Genomic DNA, 24,997 nt, shown 5'->3' with positions numbered 1-24,997 from the left:
TCGCCCAGAAAGACTGCGCCAAGCGCCCACCAATCTCTCGGACCTGAACATCGACAATGAACTGTCGGAGTCCGGCTCTGTGGAAGAACGCCGAGAGGCGACCCGAAACCGCTATTCCCCGGCTGTGCTGGCGCTCACGATCCTGGCGACCCTCGGCGTGATCACCTACACCGCATTCCTCCTGCGCATTGACAACCGCGGCGACATGCTGCCGTGGTTGCTCGTGCTGGGAGCCGAACTCATCCTCGTCTTCCTCGGTCTGATGAGCATGTGGACGATGCTGGCCGGCTACAACAAGGCGCCGTCCTACGCACATCATGAGGCGCAGCGCCGTCTCTACAACCCCCGGCTGAATGACGACCTGGGCATCGCTGAGAACGCCGTGGCCTGGCCGCTGTTCCTCAACAAGCGCCAGGTTGACGTCGACGTGTTCATCACCGTCTTCGGTGAGGACCTGGGCACCATCCGCCGCACTGTGACCGCAGCCCTGGCCATGAAGGGACTCCACGAGACCTACGTCCTCGACGACGGTGACTCCGACGACGTCCGGGACCTGGCAGCCGAATTGGGCGCCGGATACATTCGCCGACTCACCCATTTCGGCGCCAAGGCAGGCAACATCAACCACGCGCTGTCGATCACGCACGGGGAGTTCTTCCTGATCCTCGACGCCGATTTCGTGGTGAAGCCCGAAATGCTGGAGGAGACACTGCCGGCAATGGCCGACGACACCATCGCCTTCGTTCAGACCCCGCAGGTTTACGGCAACCTCCACACCACGATCGCCCGCGGAGCTGCCTACATGCAGTCCATGTTCTACCGCTACATCCAGCCGGGCCGCAACGAGTTCAACGCGGCGTTCTGCGTGGGCACCAACGTGCTCTTCCGTCGCAAGGCCGTCAAGGAGATCGGCGGCATGTACACAGGCTCGAAGTCGGAGGACGTCTGGACCTCGCTCCTGCTGCACGAGCGCGGCTGGAAGTCGCTGTTCGTTCCGCAGGCCCTCGCGGTGGGTGAAGCCCCCGAGACCATCGAGGCGTACAGCAAGCAGCAACTGCGATGGGCAACAGGCGGGTTCGAGATCCTGCTGAGCCACAACCCACTGTCCCCGAGACGACGCTTGACGCTGGATCAGCGGCTCATGTACTTCGTCACCTCCACCCACTACCTGAGCGGTATCGCCACCGGCATGTTGCTGTTCGTGCCGGCGCTGGAAATCTTCTTTGACCTGCGGCCGATCGCAGTATCCGTGGGCCCCATTGAATGGGCGCTCTACTACTCGGGTTTCTACGTCCTGCAGATTCTGCTGTCCGCGCTCATCCTGGGCACGTTCCGGCCGGAGGTGCTGCTGCTGGCGGCGGCATCCTTCCCGATCTACTTCAAGGCCTTCCGCAACGCGCTGTACGGCATCGACGTCAAGTGGTCGGTGACCGGCGCGACCGGTGGGCGGACGTCCGCCTTCAACTTCATCATGCCGCAGGTTCTGACGTTCGTCTTCCTGCTCATCACCTCAGCCGTCGGCATCTGGCGCGACCTGTTGCAATCCACCATGAACGTTGCCACGTTCTGGTGCCTGATCAACACCCTCGTGCTGGGGCTCTTCGTGCTGACCGCCTGGCGCGAGGATCACCACCGCGCCCATCCGGAAGCCACCCGCGCCGTCATCGACCCGTCAGCGGACCTCGCGCTCGCTCGCCGTCATGGCTCCGCATTCGACCGCGACGCCCTCGTCGCCGCCCAAGCCCACACAAAGGAAGCAGTCTCATGACCTGGCTGACCCGTCTCAAGATGTTCGGCGGCATTCTCGCCGTCCTCGCGTTGTCCTTCGCGCTGACCCTGTTGTTCAACCAGCGGATGACGCAGGCGCACAGCGTGACCGCCACCGTCACGGCCCCCACATTCGACGTCGGCTCCGGCTACGGCGGCATAGTCAACAAACAGCTCGCCCAGGACGGCGACCAAGTCAGCGCAGGCGACGTCTTGTTCGTCGTGAGCTCCAGCTCACTGCAGCAGGCAGTCAGTCAGGGCGGTGCGCCCGGCTCGACTGTGGCCTACCAACTCGACTTGGCCACGGGCACGGTCACGTACACGGCAGTCAGCGACGGCTATCTCGTCGACGTGGCCGCGACCCTTGGGTCCTACGTGCCGGACGGCGCCGTCCTCGCCAGAGTGGTCAGCCAGGAGCGCACGGTCGAGGGACTCTTTTCCCTCAGCCCTGTCGATTACGGCCGTGTGGAGGAAGGCGCCGCGGCCATCATCGTGCTGCCCAACCTCCAGACGCTGGAGGCAACCGTCGACAGCATCACGGTGGAGACCGAGGACGGGAAGGCGTTGGCAGTGATCCGGCTCACGTCTGACGCTCTGACGGACCCTGTGTTGGCTTCGCTCACACGCGATGGCACTCCGGTCACCACCCAGGTGCAGTTGCGTGACGACGGCGTCCTCGCCGGACCCACCACCACGGCACTGTCGTTCCTGACCAAGATCGGGCTCCGCTGATGTGGGGCTCACGTGCCATGGCGGCCGCCGCCGCGGCCGCCCTGCTTCTGGCGGGATGCACCGGGTCTCCCCCACGGGAGGAGTCCTCCACCGGCGGGAACTCCCCCGCTGGCACCGACATCCAGTCCGGGGAGGGTGCCACGTGGCAACCCGACGGCCTGGCAGCGTCCATTGAGCGGCTGGGAACCGTACCCAGCAAGGACCTCAAGCCGGTCCGCCTCGCCAAGGGGCTCATGCCACCGACGAATCGATGGTTCTCCGGACTGGTGTTCGGCGAGGCCCCACAGCCGGTCTACCCCCTGCCGCTGTCCTTCGCCCTCACCGAGGACGGGTTGACCTTCGGGCTGCCCACGGTGACCACGACGGAGAAGACCATCATGGGCACGAACGCGCCGATGGTGCAGGTCACCCTGGCCGAACGACCCACGTGGCAGGTCGTGGCCTACGATGACCTGTCCGTCACCGTCGAGTCCTCAGCAGGTGGGTCACCGCTGGGCCGCGTCACCGTGGTGCAGGGTTCGCCCTACCTCACCTACATCGCGATCCGTGATCAGGAGCTCAGCACACAGTTGCCGTTCGAGGCGAAAGACGGGTTCAGCTCGGTGCGCTCCGGCGACGACGAGTACGTGGCGGTCTCCGACGGCGGTTCCGTCGAAGGGGCGGACGTGAAGCTACCGGCTGGGTCCTCCGTGACATGGGGGGCGGTCCCCGAGGGCGGCGATGCGGCCGTCATGGCGGCGCACGCAGGACCTGTGACCGCCACCGCAGCGTCCTTTGAGGTGGGCCCTGAAGTGCGGACCACGCTGACCTACGCGTCGCAGCAGCCCACCGTCGTTGTCCGAATGCCGCACCAGCGGGACGAATCCGCGACGTGCGACCTCGGAACCTACGCGAGCAGCTACGGAACTCTGCAGGCGTGCGAGGGCAGCGAGATTTCGTGGAAGACCCCCGTCTACGCTGCCCGGGGTGAGCTGGACCTCTCCGACATCTCCGACAAGGACGCCGATGAACTGCGGGCCGCACTGAGCGCCGATGTTGAACAGGCCAAGGACTACCCGGCGGACTCCTACTTCGGCGGCAAGGCGCTGTACCGCGATGCACAGCTCTACTCGATTGCCCGCCAGTTGGGCGCCACGGATGATGCAACGGCGGTCCATGACCGGGTCAGGGAAACACTCCTGAGGTGGTCGAACCCAGACGGTTGTCAGACGGAAGCCGCGTTCTGCTTCGGCTACGACGCAACCAATCGTGGGATCGTCGGGCAGACGCCGTCGTTCGGTTCGGATGAGTTCAACGACCACCACTTCCACTACGGCTACTTTCTCTACGCCGCCGGCGTCCTGGGTGCCGACGACCCCGAGCTTGTGGAGGAAATTCGTCCGGTCATGGACCTGCTCGCCGCAGACATTGCCTCCTCGCCCGCCAACGAGTACTTCCCCGGACGGCGGACATTCGACGCTTACGCCTCACACTCGTGGGCCTCAGGCACCTCGCCGTTCGCGGACGGAAACAATCAGGAGTCGTCGTCGGAGGCGGTGCTCGCCTGGGCTGGGCTGACGTTGTGGGCACAGGTGTCGAAACAGCCTGAACTTGAGCGGGAGGCCACCTGGATGCATGCGCTGGAAGGTCAGTCGGCCCGCGCATACTGGACGGATTTCGACCAGACGGATCCGGTCTATGACGGTTATGGGCACACCGTGCTGCCGCTGAACTTCGGCGGCAAGCGCGACTACGCCACCTGGTTCTCTCCCGAACCGGCGGCCTTGTTGGCCATCCTGGTGATCCCCGCGAGCCCATCGTCAGACCACTTGGCCGGTGACCCCGCGCGGATCGAGCGCAACGTTGTCGAGGCAACGGCCAACGGCGGGTTCAACCAGCTCTACGGCGATTACCTGCTCATGTATTCCGCGTTGGCGGGAGAGGAGGCGAGGGCGGCGGCTCTGGAGGAAGCACGGAATCTTGACGCCGTCGACGACGGAAACACACGCACCTACCTGCTGGCCTGGCTGATGTCGTTGGAGGCCTGAGCACCACTCGGGTCGCGGTCAGCGCGCCTCGCACTGCCACCGGCTACGGCGTTCAGCGCGGGGCGCGTGAGTGTGCGTCGCATGATCGCTTAGCATGAGAAGTCTATGAACTCTGAGCGAACCGCCGATCCGATCCGCACTCCGCGCAATCTGTGGGGTCGTCTGATTGTGCTGCTCTGCCCCGCGGCTGTTCTGGGGGTGGCGCTCAAGCTACTGCGGATCCGGGAGTTCTTCCCCACTGCGGGGTGGGAGGAAACCGCGTCAAAGGTCTCCTCCGACATTGCATTCGGCGGCGCGTGGGTGCTGGTGTGGACTCTTGGCTGCCTGGTGACCCGGAGGCGCCTCCGCACCATCATTTTTTACGCCGCTCACCTGGCAACCCTTCTCGTCGGCCTCTTTGCTGTGATCAACCATGAGTACGTCATGACCACTGGTAGTCCGTTGACGTGGCCAACGCTCGTCGACGCTGCGCAACGACATGACGAGCTTGCAGCCGTGATCGACTCACAGATCGACGACAGCCTCATCGGCCTGCTCATCGCTGTCGGCGTAGGGGTGGTGGTGTTGCCGCTGATCCTGGGTCCATTCCTCAGCCGCCTCCTGAGGCCCAACCCCAGAACGAGGGTCAAGACCGTCAGCGTGGTGGGGCTCGTCGTGCTGCTGATTGCATCCGGGTGGAGCGCCCCCAACGCATCGGCTGCCTTCTCTCTGGCACCGGCCCTGAGGTTGGCGATGGCCCCGGTGCGGGCCGCCACTGCCTACCCCCGGGGGTCGGCCGCTGACGCGGTGACTCCCACTCCGGAGACCACCCGCCTCGTCGGCCACGACGGCGCTTTCCGCAACGTGGTGGTCATCACGCTCGAGTCGCAACGCTCAGCGGCCACCCTGCAGGACGTGAAGCAGCCGGTGACGCCCGTCATCGATGAACTCATGAAAACGTCGATCAGGCCGGAACGCGGCTACTCGGTGCTGCCGCACACTTCCAAGGCGCTGACCGCCATCCACTGCGGCATCGCACCCCCGCCGGACAGCGACAACTCCGAGGCCGACCCCGACAGCCTCCCCGCCAAATGCCTGCCCACCCTGCTGGCGGAACAGGGATATGCCACGTCGTTCTTCCAGTCAGCCATCGAGAAATTCGAGCGGCGACGCGACACGGCAAGCAACCTGGGGTTCCAGGACTTCATGGCCGTTGACCAGATGCAGTCCAGCGGGTTCCAGCGGGCCAACTACTTCGGTTACGAGGACGACATCATGCTCGCCCCCGAGCGCAACTGGCTGGAGGACAACGGCGACAAACCCTTCATGCTCTCCATGCTGACGGTGACCGGCCACCACGATTACACGTTGCAGGGGTATCCGAGGATTGATTTCGTCGAGGACCCCGTACTCAACAACTACCTCAACGGCATCCACTACCAGGATCGGTTCGTGGGCAAGGTCATCGACCTGTTCAAGGAACTGGGGCTGTACGAGAACACGGTTTTCGTCGTGGTCGGCGACCACGGGGAGGGCTTCGGGGAGCACCAGATCTTCCAGCACGACGACACCATCTATGAGGAGGGCATCCGCATCCCGTTCCTCATTCATGACCCCCAGCGTGCGGGTGAGCTGGTCGACGGCCCGGCCAACCAGCTCACCGTGCTGCCCACCGTCGTCGACCTCCTGGGATTCGAGCTCGAAACCGATGCCACCTACAGGCCGTCCTTGGTCAGCGGAGAGCCACAAGGTCCACTTGTGGCCACGTGCTACGCCCGCGGCAAGTGCACCGCCATCATCGACGGGGACATGAAACTCATCCACCACTTCGGTGATCGGCGCGACGAAGTGTTCAACGTGGCCATCGACCCACATGAGACAACCGATCTCATCGGGCAGACCGACCAGGCATGGCTGACCGAGATGCGCGGGACCGCGCTGCGCTGGTACGTGAACACCGAGAACAGCTACGCAGCCTTTCGTCACCGCTGAGTCGGCCCGGCTTCAGGCACCGTCCGAGCTCTGTGGAACGGACATGCCGTCTGCCGTTCGGCGAAACCTTCAGCGCAGTTCGAGCCCGTCGGCGACCACGGTCCCCCCTCGCAGTACGGTGCGATCCGCAGGCCGGTCCATGACGGCGGAGGTGACACTTTCTCCTGCAATCAGCACAAGATCGGCGGGGTCGCCGACTGTCACACCGGGACGATCGGCAGATGAGGACAGACGGGGCGTGTTGCGGTCGACGATGGAGCGGCCACCCACCGTCGCCACTGCTGCGCAGTGTTCTACCCACTCGTCAGCCCTTGCCCCTTGGGTGAAGGCCAGCTGCCACGCCCGGTCCAGCATGTCGCCGTTGCCGTACGGCGACCAGTAGTCGCGCTGCCCATCCTGCCCCAGCCCCACTCTCACCCCGGCTGCGACCAACTGCGGCAGCGGGAGCGGCTGCGCCCTGCCGGGGGCAACCGTGGACAAGGCGATGTCGGCTTTCGCCAGGTCGTCAATCATCCGGCCCGTTTCTGCCCCACCATCGAACAGCCCGTACGCATGCGAGATGAGCACCCTGCCCTGCATCCCCAACGCCTCGGTACGCTCGATGACGAGGGATGCGCTGAACCTGCCCAGATCACCGGGCTCATGCAGGTGAATGTCGACGGGCACCTGATACCGTTCGGCCAGGTCGAAGACGATATCCAGGTGCCGGGCCGGGTCCCGGTCCAACGAACATGGGTCGATCCCGCCCACCACCTGCGCGCCGGCCCGCAACGCGTCCTCCAACACCTGCACCGAGCCTTCCTCACGCAGGAGCCCCGCTTGCGGGAACGCCACCACCTCGACGTCGGCGCGAAGTCGATGGGTGTCCTTGGCGGCGAGCACAGCCTCGAGGCGCTCCAGCCGACAATCGACGTCCACCTGCGCGAAGCTGCGCACTCGTGTGGTGCCGTGGGCGATCATCCGACCGAGTAGATCGGTGGTGCGCTGCGTGAGGCTGACCTCCGCATCGCGCCAGTGGGCCCGGTCGTTGAGCATCATCTGCCACACCCCGGGTCCGCCGGTGTGTGACCGGAATGGCAGACCCACCCTGGTGGAGTCCAGATGGCAGTGTGCATCGGTGAAGGACGGCAACACCAGCCTCCCCCGGCCGTCGAGCACGCCCTCACGTGTGACGCTGGCCCCTGTGTGTGCGGAGACGGCCGTGATCCGCCCATCGGCCAGATGCAGGTCGCACAGCTCTGCGCCCCACGGACGACAGGCCTCAATGGTGGTGATCATTTCCATCTCCGCAGCGTGTGTGATGCAGCTGCGTTGAGCACTCGTCCGCGAGCCCAGAATACGAGCCCCCGCCATTCCACCTCCGAAGGCGACGCGCTGGCGATGTTTCGTCGGACGAACGGCGAATGAATGCAGGATTCAGTCGAGCAGTGCAGGATTCGCTTTCTCAGCGAGGAGGTCACGGGCCGCCATTCCAATGACCGCACTGTAGGTGGGGTAGGCGAACTTCACCCCAGCCAGAGTTGCGACGTCGATTCCTGCCGCCATCGCCGTTGTCACCGACTGGATGACCTCCACCGCGTTCTCCCCCACGGCGTGTGCGCCGAGGATGAGTTCGCGCCTCCTGTCGGAAATGAGCTTCAGGAATCCGCGCTCGCGATCGTCGATCACCGCCCGATCGAGAGCCGTGTACGGAAAGATCGACACGACGCATTCGGCGTCGCGCTCGCGAGCCTGCTCCTCGGTGAAGCCGACCCCGGCATAGTCGGGATCGGTGAATCCGCCAGCTGGCAACAAGTGACGCGGGGTACGGCGATTGGTATCGAGTACAGCGTTCTCCGCTGCGACCTCACCCTCGAACTGCGCGGCCTGCACGAGCATGTCGCGACCGGTCGCGTCGCCGACCGCGAAGATGTGCGGCACCACGCTGCGGAAGTGCGAGTCGACCGGTATCGCAGACTTCACCACCTCTATCCCTGCCGCTTCGAGCCCGAGGTCACCCACATCAGCCGGCCACCCCGTCGCCATGATCACGGCGTCGACGCTGCACGACTGCGGGCGCCCATCTTCGCTCCAGAGCAGTGTGATGGAGCCATCCGCGGCTCTCTCGAGTCCGGTCACCGTCTCGATTCCGGTGCGCACGGTCATGCCCTGCTCGACGAACGCACGCGCAACATGCTGCGAGATCAGGGCATCGGATGCCATGAGGATGCGCGGCGCGAGGTCGAGCAGGGTGACGTGCGAGCCGAACGAACTGAAGACCGTGGCGAGCTGGGCACCGGTGTTTCCTGCGCCGATGATGGCTACGCGGTCCGGGAGTTCCGGCAGTGTCAGGACCTCGTCGGGAACGGTCGCGAGCTCCGCCCCGGGCACCGGAAGCCTGCGCGAGTGACCGCCCACGCACACGATGAAGGTGTCTGCGGTGAGGCGTCGGCCCGACTCGGTCACCACGGTAGAAGCGTTCGTGAACCTGGCCCTGCCCTCGAGCACGAGCTCGATTCCTGCGTCGTCGAACCGCTTGGCCTCACGCTTCATCGAGCGCACCCGGTCTATGCGCTCCTGCACGCGACCGACGGTGGTGGACCACTCCAGCGGATGCTGCTCGACGTCAATCCCGTACGCCTCGGCGGTGCGGATCTCGCGCATCATGCGTGCCGCCTTCGCGAGCACGCGGGTCGGTACGCATCCGGTATTCACGCAGGTTCCGCCGGTGCGGTCGCCCTCGACCACGGCGACTTTCGCACCCAGCTCGGCCGCCCGCAGTGCGGCCGCCGTGCCGGCCGGGCCTGCGCCAATCACGACGATGTCGAAGTGGTCGGTGGCGTGGTTGGTCATCGCGTCTCCCAGTGCTCGGGGCCACCGTTGAAGTACCTGCGGCGCTCACAGCGAAGGATAATCGGCCTTATCAAGTGATGGTCCGCTGCGCCAGTGCGCAGGGTGTCCCCCACGCAAGCTGTCAGCCAGATGCGCCCCCACGAAGGGGACTCGATCTTGGGCCGGTTCCTGCTCGGGGTGTTCCGCGACCCTCGGTCCACGCGAGCGTGGTCGGTCGGCGCTGGAGGTGAGCGCTCCTCAGTGAGACGGTGACCCGCATCACCCGGGGTGGAGAGTGATTCGGGGAACAATGAGTCCGGTCACGACGCGGTCGCGCACTGCAGTCTGCACCCATCAGGCGCTAGGAACCCGGCAGATGCAAGCGCTGCGCTGACACAAGGCGGATTCAGGCTGAACCGGACCCGTGCGGCCTCTCGGATGCGGGCGGCCTACGATACGAACGTGCGCCTGCGTCCCCACCTTTTCGTCGAGCACGACCGTGTCCTGGCCGAGCGCCATCCGCTGGCCAGCGAGGACGTGCACTTTTCTCGCGCTCTCGTCGCGGCAGTACTTGAGGATCTGACCCGACCGGGCGACCGGGTTCTCGACCCGTTCGCCGGTTATGGGACCACCCTCCAAGTGGCAGAAGCCATGGGGAGGCAAGCGGTGGGCGTCGAACTTCTACCCGAGCGCTGTGCCGCTGCGGCCGCGGCAGCCCCGGCGTCCTTGGTCCTGCAGGGGGAAGCGCGCCACCTGTCGCTCCTCGTCGATGGACCCTTCGATTTGGTTCTGACTTCCCCGCCCTACATGGCCGAGGACGACGGACCGGAAGACCCGCTCTCTGGCTACAACGGCGCCAGCTCCTACAAGAAATACCTGGCCGATCTTCGCGACATATTGGCGCAGTGTCAGGACTTGCTGACGCCGCAGGGCCACGTGGTGGTCAACGTCGCCAACATCGACAGCGGTGCGCACTTCACCCCGCTGGCGTGGGATGTGGGAAGGCTGCTCAGCGAGGTCGGGCGTCTGACCCAGGACGTCTTCGTCTGTTGGGACCGCTCGTGGCATGACTTGGCGGGTGACTACCTGCTCGTCGCCCGTCCACAGGTCGCTCGACAACAGGGCTGATCGGGTGCCGGAGCCCTCTGCCCACGAGTCGACGAAACCCGAGAAATGGAACGCGGTCAGCTGGCTGCCTGACACGCCGGACATCCAGGACGAGATCTTCTCGGGGTGGCGATTCCAGCTCGCGAACGCCTCCTTTTCTGCGCGGCGGTTCACTCAGTTCACGCACATGTGTTCTCGACGCAGTAGTCGTGCTGCATGCTTGACTTCTGGTCTGGACGGAGGGCTCCATGGGCAAGCTGATCTACGCGGCCAACATCTCGCTCGACGGCTTCCTCGAGGACGAGACTGGCGCATTTGACTGGTCCGTGCCTGACGAGGAAGTGCACGCCTTCTGGAACGAGCACGAACGACACATTGGCACGTCACTCTATGGACGTCGCATGTACGAGACGATGCGTGTCTGGGAAAGCGACGATTGGTTGAACGACGAGCCAGCAGTTGTCCGCCAGTACGCGGGGATCTGGCGTGACGCGGACAAGGTCGTCTACTCTGCCTCGCTCAACGATGTGTCGACCGCGCGCACGAGGATCGAACGGCGGTTCGATCCCGAGGCGGTGCGGCAACTCAAGGAGGCCTCCGGTGCGGATCTCAGCATCGGAGGAGCGGGGATCGCGGCCGAGGCTTTCCGGCACGGTCTGGTCGATGAGTGCGTGCTGCTGCTGTGTCCGGTGCTCGTGGGCGGTGGAAAGCCGGCGCTGCCTCGGGGCGTACGGCGCGATCTCGAACTTCTGGAGCACCGGCGATTCGACAACGGCGTGATCTATCTCCACCACGCGGTGCGAAACCCCGCCTGAGAGCTGAGGCCCCCTCTCTCCAACGCGGCAGATGGGGACGTTGGAGGTTGACGCCCGTCTGCCCGTGCCGTGACGATCCGTGCCTGAGCGACAGCGACATGGCCCATGCCACCGGCGGGGTGCGGCTGGCGATGGCAGTGTTCGGTGTGGCCGCCGTCTTTGCCCTGGTCACGGTGATGGAAGAAATTTCTCCAGGACCGCCTGGTGGGGCTACAGGAGAGATTGACAGAGAAGGGCGACAACGAAGGCCCATCCGCCGGTCAGCCTCCGGTGCTGTTCTCGGGGCGAACGAAGTGGAGGGGTCGGACCCGCGAGGATCAGGAACAACGGCGGCCCGATTCCGGCCGAGATGATGATCCACAACCAGGCCCACCGTGTGGCGCGCCAGGGCTGGGGCCCTGAGACGAGCACCGTGAAAGTGCCAACAGCGCCCGCCAAAGCGAACACGAGCAGCCACATGGGAACCTCGAAGCCGTACACCACTCCATAGGATGAGCGTTGCGGGATTCGTGTGATCAGAACGGCCGAATCTTCGTCAGTAATGTGCTGGGCGATGTCGTATCCCCAACGAACCGCCATGTCGCCAGAGGACGGCGAAGCCAAGCTTTCATCCCCGGGGGTGATCATGAGCACATCGGCGCGGTGATTGAGCACACCAGACCGCCAGAAAACGGACTGCGTCGTCACACCTTCGGCTCCAGGTGGCAGTCCGGGTGTCACCATGACAGACGTCACCCCACCGGCCTTCAGGTCGGATTCGAGATCACTCAGCTGACCTGTGCGGCTGCCAATGGTCACAGCGACCGCCATGACGAAGATCCACACCACGAGCGTCCACCAACGAACCACGTCAAACACAGTGCCATGACGCGGGAGTCGTCCTTCGACAAAGTGCTCGTCAACGCGTGTTGTGCCGGAGAGTTGGCCGCCAGCTTCCATCTGCGTCTCCGTTCGCGACGTGAGCGATCTTGCGGTCGAGAATATCGGAGCAAGGTTGCTGTCACCCGGCATAAGCCAATTGACGTTGCCAGGACCGCATTGTGAGGTCGTCGATACGTCGGTCCTCACGGCGGTGAACCATGCACATGAGCGGCAGCGAGTACGACCGGAAGACGAGCGACGCTCACCAGCGCGCCAATCACGCCTTCCACCAGGAGATCGAGACAAGGACAGCGGCATCCTCTCCGACCTCGCTGGGCAGGGCCAGGCTCCATCAACGCCGGTGATGGCGCAGCGTGTCGAGGACAGGACCAGGGGGACGTCACCCCCCCCCGAATCGCACATCCACCCTTGCCCGATGCCATGGCCGCGCCACCGCTCGCGTTTGGTGGAGGATCCGGCTGGTAGCGGGGAACAGCCTTCCCTTGGATACTGGAGTCGTCGCTTGTTGCCTCACGGCGGCGCAGCCACAGCAGGGGGCCGATGGTCATGGTGAACTACTCGTCGATGTACCGGCGATACGGTCGTCGAGCCACACCGTGGGAGCGTTACGCGCAGGTCTCGGGCGCGAGAATCGTGGACGTCTTCGATCGCGTGTCGGCGGGGTGCGCTCGTCCGCCCGGCAGGGCGCTGGATCTGGGGTGTGGGCGTGGGATGTACACGCGTGAACTCGCTCAGCGCGGATGGGATGCTGTCGGAGTCGACGCTGCCCCTGAAGCGATCGCGGGCGCTCAGGAGCGTGGCGGTACCACGGTGCGATACCTCGTCGGGGATGTCACGAACCTCGACGCTGTCGACCTCGGTGGTTTCGACTTGTTCATTGACATCGGCTGCTTCCAGGGTTTGAGTGCGCAGCAGAGACCGGCGATGGGCAAGAGCGTTTCTTCGCTGGCGAACCCGAATGCGTCGTTCCTCATGCTCGCATTCGGCTGGACGCGCTTCCGGTGGCTTTTCGAGGGGGTTTCTCGGGGCGAGATTGATGATGCTTTCCCTCTGTGGGAAATACGTGAGGTCTGGCCCGCGCCGACAGCTGGTCTGGGCTGGCCGATGGATCGAACGGCGCCGCAGTGGTACCGGATGCAGTTGCGCTCGCGTGCGGAGACGCGATCCCACGCCTGAAGCTCGACATGTGACCATCTGGTGGGCGCTCCCCCCATGTGGAGCGAGGTCAGTCGAGGTTGGAGTACGTGGTGCGTCTGTCCCACAGAGCTGATGGACCACCCGCTGATGGCACATTGAGGCTTACATTGGTGTCGATGCTGATCCCAGAAGCCTTCCGCATGGCAATCGCTGGCCGCACCGCTGATGCTGCCGGTTACCTCGGCGGCGACGATTGGCTCGCACGGGTCCCTTCGCTTGTGGAGGAGCACCTCGATCGTTGGGAGCTCACGCTCGACGGGCCACCCTGGCACGGCGAAAACGCCGTGGTGTTCCCGGTGCTTCACGAGGCGCAGACTGCAGTGTTGAAGGTGACGTGGCCGCACCCCGAGGCGCGTCACGAGCACCTCGCCCTGAGGCTGTGGGACGGTCGCGGCGCGGTCCGGTTGATTGCTGCACACCCCTCGGCGTCGACACTCTTGTTGGAGCGCCTCGACGGCGACCGCCCACTCACCGAGCTCCCGATCCTTGAAGCGTGCGAGGTCGTGGGAGAACTCATGCAGCAACTGGACCGGCCACCGGTCCCCCAGTTGGACACGGTCGCGGACAAGGCCATCCGGTGGCAGGACCAGCTCAGGGAGCCGTCGGTCCTCGTGCCCCGACGTCTCACCCACCAAGCCAACGATGAACTGAAGGCGCTGGTGGCAAGTGCTCCGCCGGCACGGTTGGTGCACGAAGATCTGCACGACATGAACGTGCTGGCACCACTCGCACAACGTCGCGGCGACTGGCTTGCCATCGACCCGAAGCCCGTAGCGGGGGAATGGGCCTACGCCGTCGCGCCCATCGTGTGGAACAGGTCGGAGGTCACGGCTGCTGCATTCTCCGTGCGCAACCACGTCCGGATGCGCGCAGAAGTGGTCGCGGATGTGGCGGGGCTCGACGAGGACAGGGTCCGACGCTGGACGTTTGTGAGGCTGGTGCTCAACGCTGTCTGGGCCGCAGTGCACACCCCCCGTTCCGACGACTTTCGAACACGCATGATCTTGTTGGCGAAGGCGTTCTCCGACTGATCCGAAGCGCCTGGCGTCCTCGACAAAAATGACTGCCATGGGCGCACCCGGGCTGCCGAGTCTCTGGCAGGGTATTTCATCCGAATCCCGACGGATTCCGATGTGATCTGCGGCTCGCTGCGCACCTGCGGAGCGTCCTCACAGGACACCAGCGCGGCTCGTGGCGAAGTTCGACGAACGCGAGCACTTCGTGGGCTGTTCTCGGCAACGCCGGTCAGTGCCATCGGCCAGGATCCGCATGCGCAGCCCGACGCCTGGGCCAACCGGGTCAACCGGGTCACGGACCGGACACGCTCTCAGATGCGACATCGAAGAGCGGCACCGCCCCGCCGCGGCGTGGGATCCACCGCCCACTTCTCTACGTGAGCGTGGTCGACGCAGTCGCAGTGCAATCGCAGGGAGGGGGTTGACATCGTTACCTAACGCGGGTTAGTGTCTTGTCGTAATAGCACTAACCCGGGTTAGTACGCACTCGATGGAGAGGGGCGGAAGTGAAAGACAAACACATGGCGACGCGTGCGGTGACGATGCAGGATGTGGCTGACCACGCGGATGTGTCCCGGACTGTGGTGTCTCTCGTGCTGAACAACCGTCGATCCGTTCACATTGCGGAGGAAACCCGCGGGCGAGTGCGTGAAGCGGCCTCGAAACTTGGTTACCGCCCGAACGCTAGTGCCAGGGCTCTGGCAAGGCAGCGCAGTGATTGGTATGGGCTGGTCACCGAGATCGTGACCGCCCCTTTTGCTGTCGAGGTGATCAAGGGTGCTCAGGACCGTGCAAGTCTGGACGGGAAATATCTCCTCATCGCCTCCACGGACTCTGACCCGGATGCCGAGACTGCCGCCATAGAGCAACTGCTCGAGCAGCGTGTCGAAGGGCTGATCTATGCCACGACCTGGCATCGGCCGGTGACTGTTCCCGCATTGGCACGGGAAGTCCCCACGGTCCTGGTCAACTGCTTCGACGTTGAGGGCCGCTTCCCCTCCGTGGTGCCCGATGAGCGCGCGGGAGGAAGACGTGCGACAGAGCGACTGCTGAAGGCTGGACACCGCAGGATCGGTCTACTGAACCTGGATCCAGACATTCCGGCCACCGTTGGTCGGCGGCTGGGCCATCATGACGCCCTTCGGGAAGCCGGCATTCCGATCGTCGACGAGCTTGAAGTCTCGGGACACGCGACGGCCGACGGAGGCTTTGTCGCGGCTGAGGCCCTGTTGAATCTTTCGACGCCCCCCACAGCGATCTTCTGCGCGAACGACCGGATGGCCATGGGCGCCTACGACGCGATCAAAGAGCGCGGACTCCGCATTCCCTCCGATGTCGCCGTCGTCGGATTCGACAATCAGGTGCTCATTGCGTCCTACCTTCGGCCAGCGCTGACGACGATTGCGCTCCCGTTCGCGCTGATGGGCGCGCAAGGTGTCGAGCTACTGGCTGCGATGGCAGGAGGGCAGCCGACCACCACGCAGACCGTGACAATCGACTGCCCACTCATTGAACGTGCGTCCGTCTGACTGGACATCTCTGGACGCAACGAAACCCTCCCCTTCAAGGAAGAAGAAGAAAGGAACATCACCCATGATGGCACTTCGGACGAGGCTGGCGCGCTTCTGCGCAGCCGCAGCCGCTGGAGCACTACTCCTGACCGGATGCGGTTCAGGTAGTCAGGACCCAACCGCGGGCTCAACCAACGTCGCGGGCTCGCTCGACGGCAAACAGCTGCTCACAATCCCCAGGGAGGACATGGGCACGTTTGAGCGGAACTTCAACCCGTTCTCCAACCCAGACTTCCCGATGACCCAGCAGGCGATCTTCGAATCGATGCTGATCTTCAACCCGGCCGACGGTTCCACCACGCCGTGGCTGGCGACCGACTGGGAAGTAGCACCAGATAGCAAGGGAGTCACCTACAACCTGCGCGACGATGTGAAGTGGTCTGACGGAAAGCCTCTCATCGCTGACGACGTTGTTGTGTCCTTCAAGCTGCAACGCGAGATCCGTGGCGGTTTCGATTACATCGACACGGTTACTGCGGTCGACCCCCACACGGTCAAGTTCGACTTCAACAAGCCGTTCTCTCCTGCACTGCTCGACATCGGGCAGCAGGTCATTGCACCCGCACACGTCTGGAGCACAGTCGAGGATCCGACCGCGTTCGCCAACGAGGACCCTGTCGGCACCGGCCCGTACACGACAGTCACGAACTTCCAGTCCCAGTCCTTCGACCTCGGACGGAACCCGAACTATTGGCAGCCCGACAAGCAGAAGATCGAGGGCATTCGCATGCGTGCCTTCGCTGGCAATGACGGCGCCAACCTTGCCGCCGCCAACGGTGACGTCGATTGGGCACCCCAGTTCATCCCCAACATCGAGAAGTCCTTCGTCGACAAGGACCCGGAGCACCGCTTCTACTGGTTCCCGCCCACCGGTTCCATGATCAACTGGCAGTTCAACACCGCCAAGGCGCCCTTCGACGACGCGAATGTTCGCAAGGCACTGTCGATGGCCGTCGATCGTGAGCAGGTCACCAAGATCGGCATGCAGGGCTACACCATCCCCGCCGACTGCACCGGCCTGTCAGGTGCCTATGACTCCTGGCGGGACCAGTCAGTTGTCGACGCGTGCACCTGGACCAAGCGGGACATGGAAGCTGCAGGCAAGCTCCTGGATGGTGCCGGGATCAAGCTGGGTGCAGACGGTAAGCGCGTCCTGGCAGATGGAAGCCCCTTCGAGTTCGACTACTCCGTCGGTTCCACATCGAGCGACTGGGTTTCGGTGGGCAACGTCATCGCGCAGAACCTCGCTGAGCTTGGCGTGACGGTCAACGTTGCGGCACGGGATTGGGGAGACGTCTCCGCCGGGTACGAGAACGGCACGTTCGACTCGGGCATCGTGTGGAGCGCTGGGGCGCCCACCCCGTACCAGTTCTACAGCGGCATGATGTCGGCGCAGACCGTCAAGCCTGTCGGAGAGCAGACCTTCGACAATTACCACCGATTCGGTGACAAGCGGGCTGATGCGCTGCTCGAGGAGTTCACGGCAGCCTCTGACGAGTCGGAGCAGAAGCAGATCATGAACAAACTGCAGGCCTTGTTCTCTGAGGATGCACCGGTGGCGCCGCTGTTCCCCGGACCCGAATGGGGTGCGGCCAACACCCAGCGCTTCACCGGATGGCCCAACGAGGACAACCCGTACGCAACCCTTTCAGTCAGGGCCCGCACAACAGTCCTGGTCCTGACCGCCTTGGCACCCGTCGCCGGCTGACCACACCGATTCCCGCAGCGTCCCGCAGGCGCCAACCATCCCGAACAGTTCGTTTGTGATGAGGCGCCTGCGGGTGCTGGGGGCACACACCCCAAGGACAATGACATGGGATTCATCCTTCGCCGATTAGGCTTCTATATCGCGGCCTTCTGGGTCTCGATCACATTGAACTTCATACTTCCCCGGCTCATGCCCGGTGACCCGGTGTCGCGCATGGTCGCCCGCCTCCAAGGCGAGATCCGGCCCGAGCAGGTGGACGCACTGAGGCGTTCCTTCGGACTCGACGACTCCCCGGTGCTCGTGCAGTACTGGCACTACTTGGCCAAGCTCTTCTCCGGTGACATGGGGTTCTCCATCTCCCGCTTCCCCACACCCGTCACCACCGTTATCTCTGGCCAAATTGGCTGGACGCTTCTGCTCGGCTTTTCAGCGCTGATCATCGCCGTCATCATCGGGAACACCCTTGGCATCCTGGCCGCCTGGCGCCGGGGCGGATTCCTCGACTCTGTGCTGCCACCCATCCTCGTGTTCCTCGGATCGTTCCCCTACTTCTGGCTGGCCATGGGGCTGCTGTGGCTGTTCGGGATCACCCTGGGATGGTTCCCCCTGCGGCACGCATTCGAGGCGGGCACCTCGCCGCAGCTGTCACTCGCCTTCATTGGAGATGTTGCCTACCACCTCGTCCTACCGGCGACCTCGATCGTGCTCGTTTCCATCGGAGGTTGGTTGCTCGGAATGCGCAACACGATGATCGCGACGAACGCCGAAGACTACATCGTCATGGCCGAGGCCAAGGGCCTGCGAAGCAACCGCATCATGCTGCGCTACGCCGCACGAAACGCGATGCTGCCAGCCGTGACTGCCTTCGGGATGTCGCTGGGGTTCATCGTCGGCGGTGCACTCCTCACTGAGGTCGTCTTCGCCTACCCGGGTGTGGGTTACCAGTTGCTGCAGGCTGTGCAGGCACTCGACTACCCGCTCATGCAAGGGCTTTTCCTGACGATCACCGCGGCGGTACTGCTGGCCAACTTCGCCGTCGACATCGTCTACGTCCGCCTCGATCCACGCGTTCGCGCCAACTGAAAGGAGGAGCAATCATGTCCCTCGCACAAGATCCTCGAGCAATGGCTGAAATGGACCTGGGCATCGGCCCGGATGAGGTCCTCACCACCCCCGTTCCACAAAAGACGCCGAAGTCTCCACGGAGCGGGCTGATACACGGCCTACTGAGCAATTCAAAGTCGGTCGCGGGACTGATCATCCTCGCCCTGTTCATCGCCGTTGCCCTCCTGGCGCCCATCATTTCGCCCGGAGACCCCATGCTGATCCAGGGATTCGGCGCCGAGCCACCGTCTGCCGCGCACCTCTTCGGAACAACCGCCAAAGGACAGGATGTGTTGGCCCTCAACCTTTGGGGCGCACGGTCCTCACTGTTTGTCGGTTTCATCGTCGGTGTGGCTGCCACCTTCGTGGGGCTTCTCGTCGGCCTCGCCTCCGCATACTTCGGACGTGGCCTCGACAACCTGCTGTCCCTGGTCACCAACGTCTTCCTGTTGCTGCCAGGACTCCCCCTGCTGGTCATCCTCGCGGCATTCCTGCCCCAGGGAATGGGCACGGTGATCATCGTCCTGGTCATCACCGGCTGGGCGGGATCAGCCCGGGTTTTGAGGTCACAGGCCCTGTCGATCCGCGGGAAGGACTTCGTTGCGGCAGCACAGGTGACCGGCGAGCGTGGTCTGCGGATCATGTTCCGGGAAATCCTGCCCAACATGGCATCGATAGTGATGAGCACCTTCATCGCCTGCGTCATTTTCGGCATCGGCGCGCAGGCCGGCTTGGAGTTCCTTGGCCTCGGCGACATGAGCACGATCAGTTGGGGCACAAACCTGTACTGGGCCAGCAACGACGGTGCTCTTCTGACCAGTGCGTGGTGGGTGTTCATCCCGCCAGGCGCCGCTATTGCGCTGGTTGCCTTCGCTCTCGCGCTGGTCAACTACGGCGTGGACGAGACCACCAACCCCAGGCTGCGTCGTCCTCGCGGACGAGTGCACGCGGCAGCTCCGACGCCGGTGACGGCGAGCCCGAAGGGACAGGACCGATGAGAACCGAACTATTGGGAATCAACGACTTGAGCGTCGAGTACAAGACGGGCACGGGCACTGTGCGGGCGGTTGACGGCGTCAGCTTCTCCATCGCAGAGGGCGAGGTCTTCGGGCTGGCAGGCGAGTCCGGCTGCGGCAAGTCCACCATCGCCAATGCCATCTTGCGGCTACTGAAGGATCCCGCGGTCATCACCGGTGGATCCATCCGGTTCCGGGATGTGGACGTGCTCACACTGAGCGCCGCAGAGTTGCGGGAGTTCCGGTGGCGACAGATAGCCATGGTGTTCCAGAGCGCGATGAACTCGCTGAACCCGGTCATGACCATCGGGGACCAGATCGCTGACATCTACACCACCCACGAAGGCATGCGGAAGAGGGCGGCGCTCCGCAAGGCTGGCGATCTGATCGAACTCGTCGGCATCCCCGGCGACCGGCTCCGTTCGTATCCGCATCAGCTCTCGGGCGGGATGAGGCAGCGTGTTGTCATCGCGATGGCCACGGCGCTGCAGCCGCCACTGTTGATCATGGATGAGCCCACGACCGCCCTGGACGTCGTTGTGCAACAGGAGATCATGTCCCAGATCAAGGACCTGCAGCGCGAGTTCGGGTTTGCGATCCTGTTCATCACGCACGACATGTCGTTGATGATCGAGCTGTCCGACCGCATGGGCATCATGTACGCCGGACGGTTCGTGGAGATGGGCCCTTCGAAGGACATTTTCGAGCAGCCACGCCACCACTACACCCAGGCGCTCATGAACGCATTCCCACCCCTGACGGGCCCCCGCACCACGCTGCGTGGGTTGGGCGAGGGAACCAGATTCACCCATATCCCCGAACTTGAGCAGGTTGCCCCGAACCACTTCGTGGCACCTACCAAGGACAGCGACATCAAGCAGACGGTGATGAAATGACAACCACGACAAGTACCACCAGCACGGTCCCCGTGTTGAGCGTCCGGGGTCTGGAGAAGACCTTCAACATCGGGGGCCTGCTCTCCAGAAAACGAGTCCGGGCATTGGGCGGGGTTGATCTCGACATCGCGCCCGGGGAGATCGTGGCCCTGGTCGGAGAGTCGGGCAGCGGCAAGTCGACGCTTGCCCGCTGCCTGGCGCGGCTCGAACAGCCATCGGGTGGCACCTTCGAGTTGGAGGGCCGCGACATCTTGCGCGCCGAGCCACGGGGGGCCAGCCGGTCGTACCGTTCGGCCGTGCAGATGATCTTCCAGGATCCCTTCGGCAGCCTCAACCCCGTGCACCGCATCGGGCATTTCCTCGAGCGGCCTCTGAGACTGCATGGCGCCGTCACCCGTGCTGGCCTGGAGGATGCGAAGCGACGGCTCATGTCGAAGGTGGACCTATCTCCTGAACTCTTGGAGCGTTACCCACACGAGCTGTCGGGAGGACAACGCCAGCGCATCGCCATCGCTCGCGCACTCGCTGTCAACCCGCGCCTCATCCTCGCCGATGAGCCCACGTCCATGCTTGACGTCTCGGTACGGATCGGGGTGCTGAATCTGATGCGCAACCTCTGTCAGGAACAGGGCATCTCCATGCTCTACATCACCCACGACCTGGCGTCGGCCAGGTACCTGGCCGACCGCATCGTCGTCATGTTTGCAGGCGAGTTCGTCGAGATGGGCGAGTCGCTCCAACTCATCGCGCACCCCGCCCATCCCTACACGAGGCTTCTCATCTCCGCCGTGCCGGATCCGACCCGGATTGGCAGCTTCGACCCCCTGGAACGGGCAAGGATGCGGCACTCAGTCGTCAGCCCGACCACCTGCGAATGGGCGGGCCAGACCAGCACAGCCTGCTCTGCCACTACGCCGGTCTTCCACACGCTGAGCGAACTCCCGGAGCACAGGGTCCGCTGCGGGTTGTACGCGCCGCCGTCGGATGCCCCCGGCACTGCCATCCATCTCACCAATTCCGAACAGGAGACTGTTGCCGTATGAGTGTCGTCCAACAGAAGCGCGCTGAACTGGAAGCCCTGGCTGCAACGGACCCGCATCGTCCAGAATTCCATTTCGTCACCGCTGGATGGCTGAATGACCCGAACGGGCTCACCTTTCACGAAGGCCTGTTCCACCTCTTCTACCAGTACAACCCCTACGCGCCCGTGCACCACAAGATCCATTGGGGGCACGCGGTCAGCAGTGACCTCCTCGAGTGGGAAGAACTGCCGATCGCACTGACCCCCGGCACGGGTCCGGACGAGGATGGCTGCTGGTCCGGTGTCCTGGTCCACCATGATGGCGTGCCCACGATCATGTATTCGGGCCGCAAGGGTGGCAGCGAGCTGCCTTGCCTGGCCTTCGGCACCCCGGATCTCACCCAGTGGCGCAAACATCCCGACAACCCGGTGATCTCAGCCCCGCCCGCCGACCTCGACATCATCGCCTTCCGCGACCATTGCCTATGGCAGGAAGGGGACACATGGCGTCAGGTCATCGGCTCCGGTGTTCGTGGAGTGGGTGGGGCGGCTCTGCTCTACGAGTCGCGTGACCTGCGTTCCTGGACCTACCTCGGCCCTCTGCTGACAGGCAACGCCGAAACGAACAAGGGGACACCCCTGTGGACGGGCACGATGTGGGAGTGCATCGACGTGTTCCCCCTGGGGGACGCGGGCAGCGGCCAGCACCACATCATGGTCTTCTCAGCATGGGACCACGGCGTCACGATGCACACGCTCTACTGGGTGGGCCAGATGGAGGGTGACCGGTTCATTCCGGAGGGGCTCCACCGACTCGATCTGGGCGGCCGGTTCTTCTACGCCCCACAGTCGATGCGCGACGAAGCGGGACGCCGTCTGATGTTCGGGTGGCTGCAGGAGGGCCGGTCGGATGCTGCGCAGATCGCAGCAGGCTGGTCGGGTGTCATGTCGCTCCCACGCCTCGTCACCGCACGCCCCGATGGCACGCTCCATCAGCACCCCGCTCCCGAGGTGGACCGACTGCGCTCCCGCCTGCTGTTCGACGGGGATGGCTCACATCTGCCGACCGCTGAACTCACGGGCGACCAGCTGGACGTCGAATTGGATGTCACGTTGCCACCCGGAGCGACTCTGGAGGTCAAGGTCCGGGCGACCCCCGACAACGCGGAACAGACCGTCTACCTGCTTGAACACACCACCAACGGGGTACGCCTCAGCCTTGACCGCAGCACGTCAAGCCTGGACCCAACAGTGGACACAACACCCCTCAGCGGCAGCATCCCCAGCAGCGACGGGAAGGTTTCCCTGCGCATCCTGGTGGACCACTCCGCACTGGAGTCATTCGCAAATGGTGTTCCGCTGACCGCCCGCGCCTACCCAACCCGGCACGACGCATTGGGTATCGGCTTGCGCCAGTCCGCCGGTCAGACCACGGCACGCGTCTGGTCCATGAACTCCACCAGCCGGAACACAACCGCTCACACGCACCGCGTCTCGGCAGATCTCCCACGACGAAAGGACAGCAACCATGCATGACGAATCCACGCTCTCGCGAAGGGGACTCATGGCAGGGGCAGGCATGCTCGCCGTGACCGGCACCATCGCAGCCACATCGGGCACCCAGACTGCTTCCGCAGATGGGAAAGCATCGTCGAAAGGACGCGTGCACATGCGACCGGAGTACCACTTCAGCGTTCCTGACAACTGGAAGAACGACCCCCAGCGCCCCATCTACATCGACGGCAAGTACCACTACTACTACCTCTACAACGCCGACTACCTCACAGGCGGGGGCGGCACCGCATGGCGTCGCGCGACAACGCGGGACCATGTCGTCTTCCGCGACGAGGGCGTCGCCATTCCCAAGTTCAGCAACGCCAACGGCGACTGCTGGTCCGGCAGCGTCGTGGTCGACGAACACGGCACAGCCGGCTACGGCAAAGGTGCTGTCATCGCCCTGGTCACACAGGCACCCGAGGGACGACAGGCCCAGTACCTCTGGTACTCCAAGGACAGGGGCAGAACGTTTCGGCCATCAGGCACAGACCCCGTTCTCCCCAACCCGGGGGTCCACGACTTCCGGGACCCCAAAGTCTTCTGGGACGAGGCACGCTCCCGGTGGTTCATGGCCAACGCGGAAGGCAACCTGCTGGGGTTCTACGTGTCACCGAACCTGCGAACCTGGGAACGGGTGGGTGAATTCAGGCGCTCTGACCTTGGACTGCTGGAATGCCCCGACCTGTTCCAGATGACCGCCGACGACGGCACCTCCCACTGGATACTGGGTACCAGTGCCAACGGCAAGGGTCGAGGGTTGCCAGCTACCTACGCCTACTGGAGCGGAGCCTTCGATGGCACCTCATTTCAACCTGACGAGGGCGAACCTCAGTGGCTGGACTGGGGCTTCGACTTCTACGGTGCTGTCACTTATCCGCACCACAAGAAGGACGGAACCGAGGATCCCAGCCTTCGCCGCAGCATCGGATGGGCCAACTTCTGGGACTACCCCCACAACACCCCAACCCTGGTAACCGACGGCTACAACGGGGACGACATGATCGTGCGCGATGTCCGGCTCAAGCGTGGCGATGGTGGCGAGTACTACTTGGCATCCTCGCCCACGGCGGCACTGTCAAACCATGTCAAGCGCACCCACAACCTGGGTGACGTAACCGTTGACGGCACGAAGGACCTGAATGTTATGTCCCTCGCATACGACCTGACCTGTGACATCACATGGGATCCCGCGTCCCCTCCGGCCAATGTGGGATTGGAGATCTGTCGCGCACCACAAGGCGGACGGCACGTCGCCGCCGGGGCCTATCTGAAGGGCCCGTTCGCCTACGTCAATCGCAAGCCCACAGTCAACCCGACTGGCGGTGAATCACAGACACCGATCGATCCCTCCTCAGGCCGACTCAAGCTGCGGATCCTGGTCGACCGGACCAGCGTCGAGATGTTCATCGATGATGGCCGCATCGTCCACTCGCACCGGGTCTTCCCCCTCGGAGTAGATGACCGGATCCGGCTGTACTCCCATGAAGGCACAGCGACGTTCAAGGATTTGAAGGTCCGTGAGATCCGGGTCCGCCAGGGTAAATGAGCCGAGTCATGGACCGCACGACGGTTCATGGTGACGGCGAGCCTTCTCCCATCGGTCCGCGCTGAACGCCGCGCCTGTGAAGAGGCGGGCTCTGACCCGTTGAGTTGAGGGAGCCTTCGATGGGCCCAATCGACGACCCGCACCTCAGTACTCTGACTGTTGATGGAAATCCACTGCCCGGCACTCTCTGCCGCCCCAGGCGCACGGATCATCGAGCATGGCGAGACCGGATTCGAACCCCGTCACTGGGTCG

The 24,997-nt window shown here is 64.1% G+C and carries 19 protein-coding genes; 16 read left to right on the top strand and 3 right to left on the bottom strand.

Going from position 1 to position 24,997, the window contains the following annotated elements:
* Window positions 1-79: 79 nt before the first annotated feature.
* From EAX62_RS03985 to EAX62_RS03970, 4 genes are all read left to right on the top strand, one after another.
* Window positions 80-1,768, top strand: coding sequence for a glycosyltransferase (locus EAX62_RS03985; protein WP_233557789.1), 1,689 nt, complete (start codon window positions 80-82; stop codon window positions 1,766-1,768).
* The gene (locus EAX62_RS03980; protein ID WP_121900334.1) at window positions 1,765-2,499 is read left to right on the top strand and encodes an HlyD family secretion protein; all 735 of its coding nucleotides are present in this window, start codon (window positions 1,765-1,767) and stop codon (window positions 2,497-2,499) included. Before EAX62_RS03985 ends, EAX62_RS03980 begins: the two co-directional genes overlap by 4 nt.
* Window positions 2,499-4,526 (top strand): glycosyl hydrolase, encoded by a 2,028-nt coding sequence (locus tag EAX62_RS03975; protein ID WP_121900333.1) that lies wholly within the window; start codon window positions 2,499-2,501, stop codon window positions 4,524-4,526. Before EAX62_RS03980 ends, EAX62_RS03975 begins: the two co-directional genes overlap by 1 nt.
* A gap of 105 nt (window positions 4,527-4,631) precedes the next feature.
* On the top strand, window positions 4,632-6,497 hold the full coding sequence (locus EAX62_RS03970; RefSeq protein ID WP_121900332.1) for an LTA synthase family protein: 1,866 nt from the start codon (window positions 4,632-4,634) through the stop codon (window positions 6,495-6,497).
* Between the two features lie 69 nt (window positions 6,498-6,566).
* On the opposite strand, the gene EAX62_RS03965 is transcribed toward EAX62_RS03970, so the two are convergent.
* Both EAX62_RS03965 and EAX62_RS03960 read right to left on the bottom strand, forming a co-directional pair.
* Window positions 6,567-7,775, bottom strand: a complete 1,209-nt coding sequence (locus EAX62_RS03965) for an amidohydrolase family protein (protein WP_121900331.1) — start codon at window positions 7,773-7,775, stop codon at window positions 6,567-6,569.
* A 138-nt stretch (window positions 7,776-7,913) separates the two neighbouring features.
* Window positions 7,914-9,329, bottom strand: coding sequence for a dihydrolipoyl dehydrogenase family protein (locus EAX62_RS03960; RefSeq protein ID WP_121900330.1), 1,416 nt, complete (start codon window positions 9,327-9,329; stop codon window positions 7,914-7,916).
* A gap of 441 nt (window positions 9,330-9,770) precedes the next feature.
* On the opposite strand from EAX62_RS03960, the gene EAX62_RS03955 reads away from it, so the two are divergent.
* Both EAX62_RS03955 and EAX62_RS03950 read left to right on the top strand, forming a co-directional pair.
* Window positions 9,771-10,436: a TRM11 family SAM-dependent methyltransferase gene (locus EAX62_RS03955; RefSeq protein ID WP_158600507.1), complete on the top strand. Its 666-nt coding sequence runs from the start codon at window positions 9,771-9,773 to the stop codon at window positions 10,434-10,436.
* Between the two features lie 227 nt (window positions 10,437-10,663).
* The gene (locus tag EAX62_RS03950; RefSeq protein WP_121900328.1) at window positions 10,664-11,230 is read left to right on the top strand and encodes a dihydrofolate reductase family protein; all 567 of its coding nucleotides are present in this window, start codon (window positions 10,664-10,666) and stop codon (window positions 11,228-11,230) included.
* A 210-nt stretch (window positions 11,231-11,440) separates the two neighbouring features.
* On the opposite strand, the gene EAX62_RS03945 is transcribed toward EAX62_RS03950, so the two are convergent.
* Window positions 11,441-12,298, bottom strand: a complete 858-nt coding sequence (locus EAX62_RS03945; RefSeq protein ID WP_147454001.1) for a hypothetical protein — start codon at window positions 12,296-12,298, stop codon at window positions 11,441-11,443.
* Between the two features lie 354 nt (window positions 12,299-12,652).
* On the opposite strand from EAX62_RS03945, the gene EAX62_RS03940 reads away from it, so the two are divergent.
* The 10 genes from EAX62_RS03940 (at window position 12,653) to EAX62_RS03895 (ending at window position 24,744) form a co-directional block, all read left to right on the top strand.
* A complete protein-coding gene (locus EAX62_RS03940; protein WP_325048775.1) occupies window positions 12,653-13,288 on the top strand; it encodes a class I SAM-dependent methyltransferase in 636 nt (211 codons plus the stop codon).
* Window positions 13,289-13,425: 137 nt separating this feature from the next.
* Window positions 13,426-14,340, top strand: a complete 915-nt coding sequence (locus EAX62_RS03935) for an aminoglycoside phosphotransferase family protein (protein ID WP_121900326.1) — start codon at window positions 13,426-13,428, stop codon at window positions 14,338-14,340.
* A 491-nt stretch (window positions 14,341-14,831) separates the two neighbouring features.
* Window positions 14,832-15,854 (top strand): LacI family DNA-binding transcriptional regulator, encoded by a 1,023-nt coding sequence (locus tag EAX62_RS03930; protein WP_199711107.1) that lies wholly within the window; start codon window positions 14,832-14,834, stop codon window positions 15,852-15,854.
* 64 nt (window positions 15,855-15,918) lie between these two features.
* Window positions 15,919-17,604, top strand: coding sequence for an ABC transporter substrate-binding protein (locus tag EAX62_RS03925; protein WP_121900324.1), 1,686 nt, complete (start codon window positions 15,919-15,921; stop codon window positions 17,602-17,604).
* Between the two features lie 105 nt (window positions 17,605-17,709).
* Complete coding sequence (locus EAX62_RS03920; protein ID WP_121900323.1) at window positions 17,710-18,687, top strand: ABC transporter permease; 978 nt, start codon at window positions 17,710-17,712, stop codon at window positions 18,685-18,687.
* A 14-nt stretch (window positions 18,688-18,701) separates the two neighbouring features.
* Window positions 18,702-19,706: an ABC transporter permease gene (locus tag EAX62_RS03915; protein WP_199711106.1), complete on the top strand. Its 1,005-nt coding sequence runs from the start codon at window positions 18,702-18,704 to the stop codon at window positions 19,704-19,706.
* A complete protein-coding gene (locus EAX62_RS03910; protein ID WP_121900322.1) occupies window positions 19,703-20,620 on the top strand; it encodes an ABC transporter ATP-binding protein in 918 nt (305 codons plus the stop codon). The genes EAX62_RS03915 and EAX62_RS03910 overlap by 4 nt, the downstream gene beginning before the upstream one ends.
* The gene (locus tag EAX62_RS03905) at window positions 20,617-21,663 is read left to right on the top strand and encodes an ATP-binding cassette domain-containing protein (RefSeq protein ID WP_121900321.1); all 1,047 of its coding nucleotides are present in this window, start codon (window positions 20,617-20,619) and stop codon (window positions 21,661-21,663) included. Before EAX62_RS03910 ends, EAX62_RS03905 begins: the two co-directional genes overlap by 4 nt.
* On the top strand, window positions 21,660-23,177 hold the full coding sequence (locus tag EAX62_RS03900; RefSeq protein WP_121900320.1) for a glycoside hydrolase family 32 protein: 1,518 nt from the start codon (window positions 21,660-21,662) through the stop codon (window positions 23,175-23,177). The genes EAX62_RS03905 and EAX62_RS03900 overlap by 4 nt, the downstream gene beginning before the upstream one ends.
* Window positions 23,170-24,744: a glycoside hydrolase family 32 protein gene (locus EAX62_RS03895; RefSeq protein WP_199711105.1), complete on the top strand. Its 1,575-nt coding sequence runs from the start codon at window positions 23,170-23,172 to the stop codon at window positions 24,742-24,744. The genes EAX62_RS03900 and EAX62_RS03895 overlap by 8 nt, the downstream gene beginning before the upstream one ends.
* Window positions 24,745-24,997: the final 253 nt, after the last annotated feature.

Origin of the sequence: Tessaracoccus antarcticus, assembly GCF_003688855.1 — a bacterium.
Lineage (GTDB): Bacteria > Actinomycetota > Actinomycetes > Propionibacteriales > Propionibacteriaceae > Arachnia > Arachnia antarctica.
This window is presented reverse-complemented; position numbering and strand designations above follow the sequence as displayed.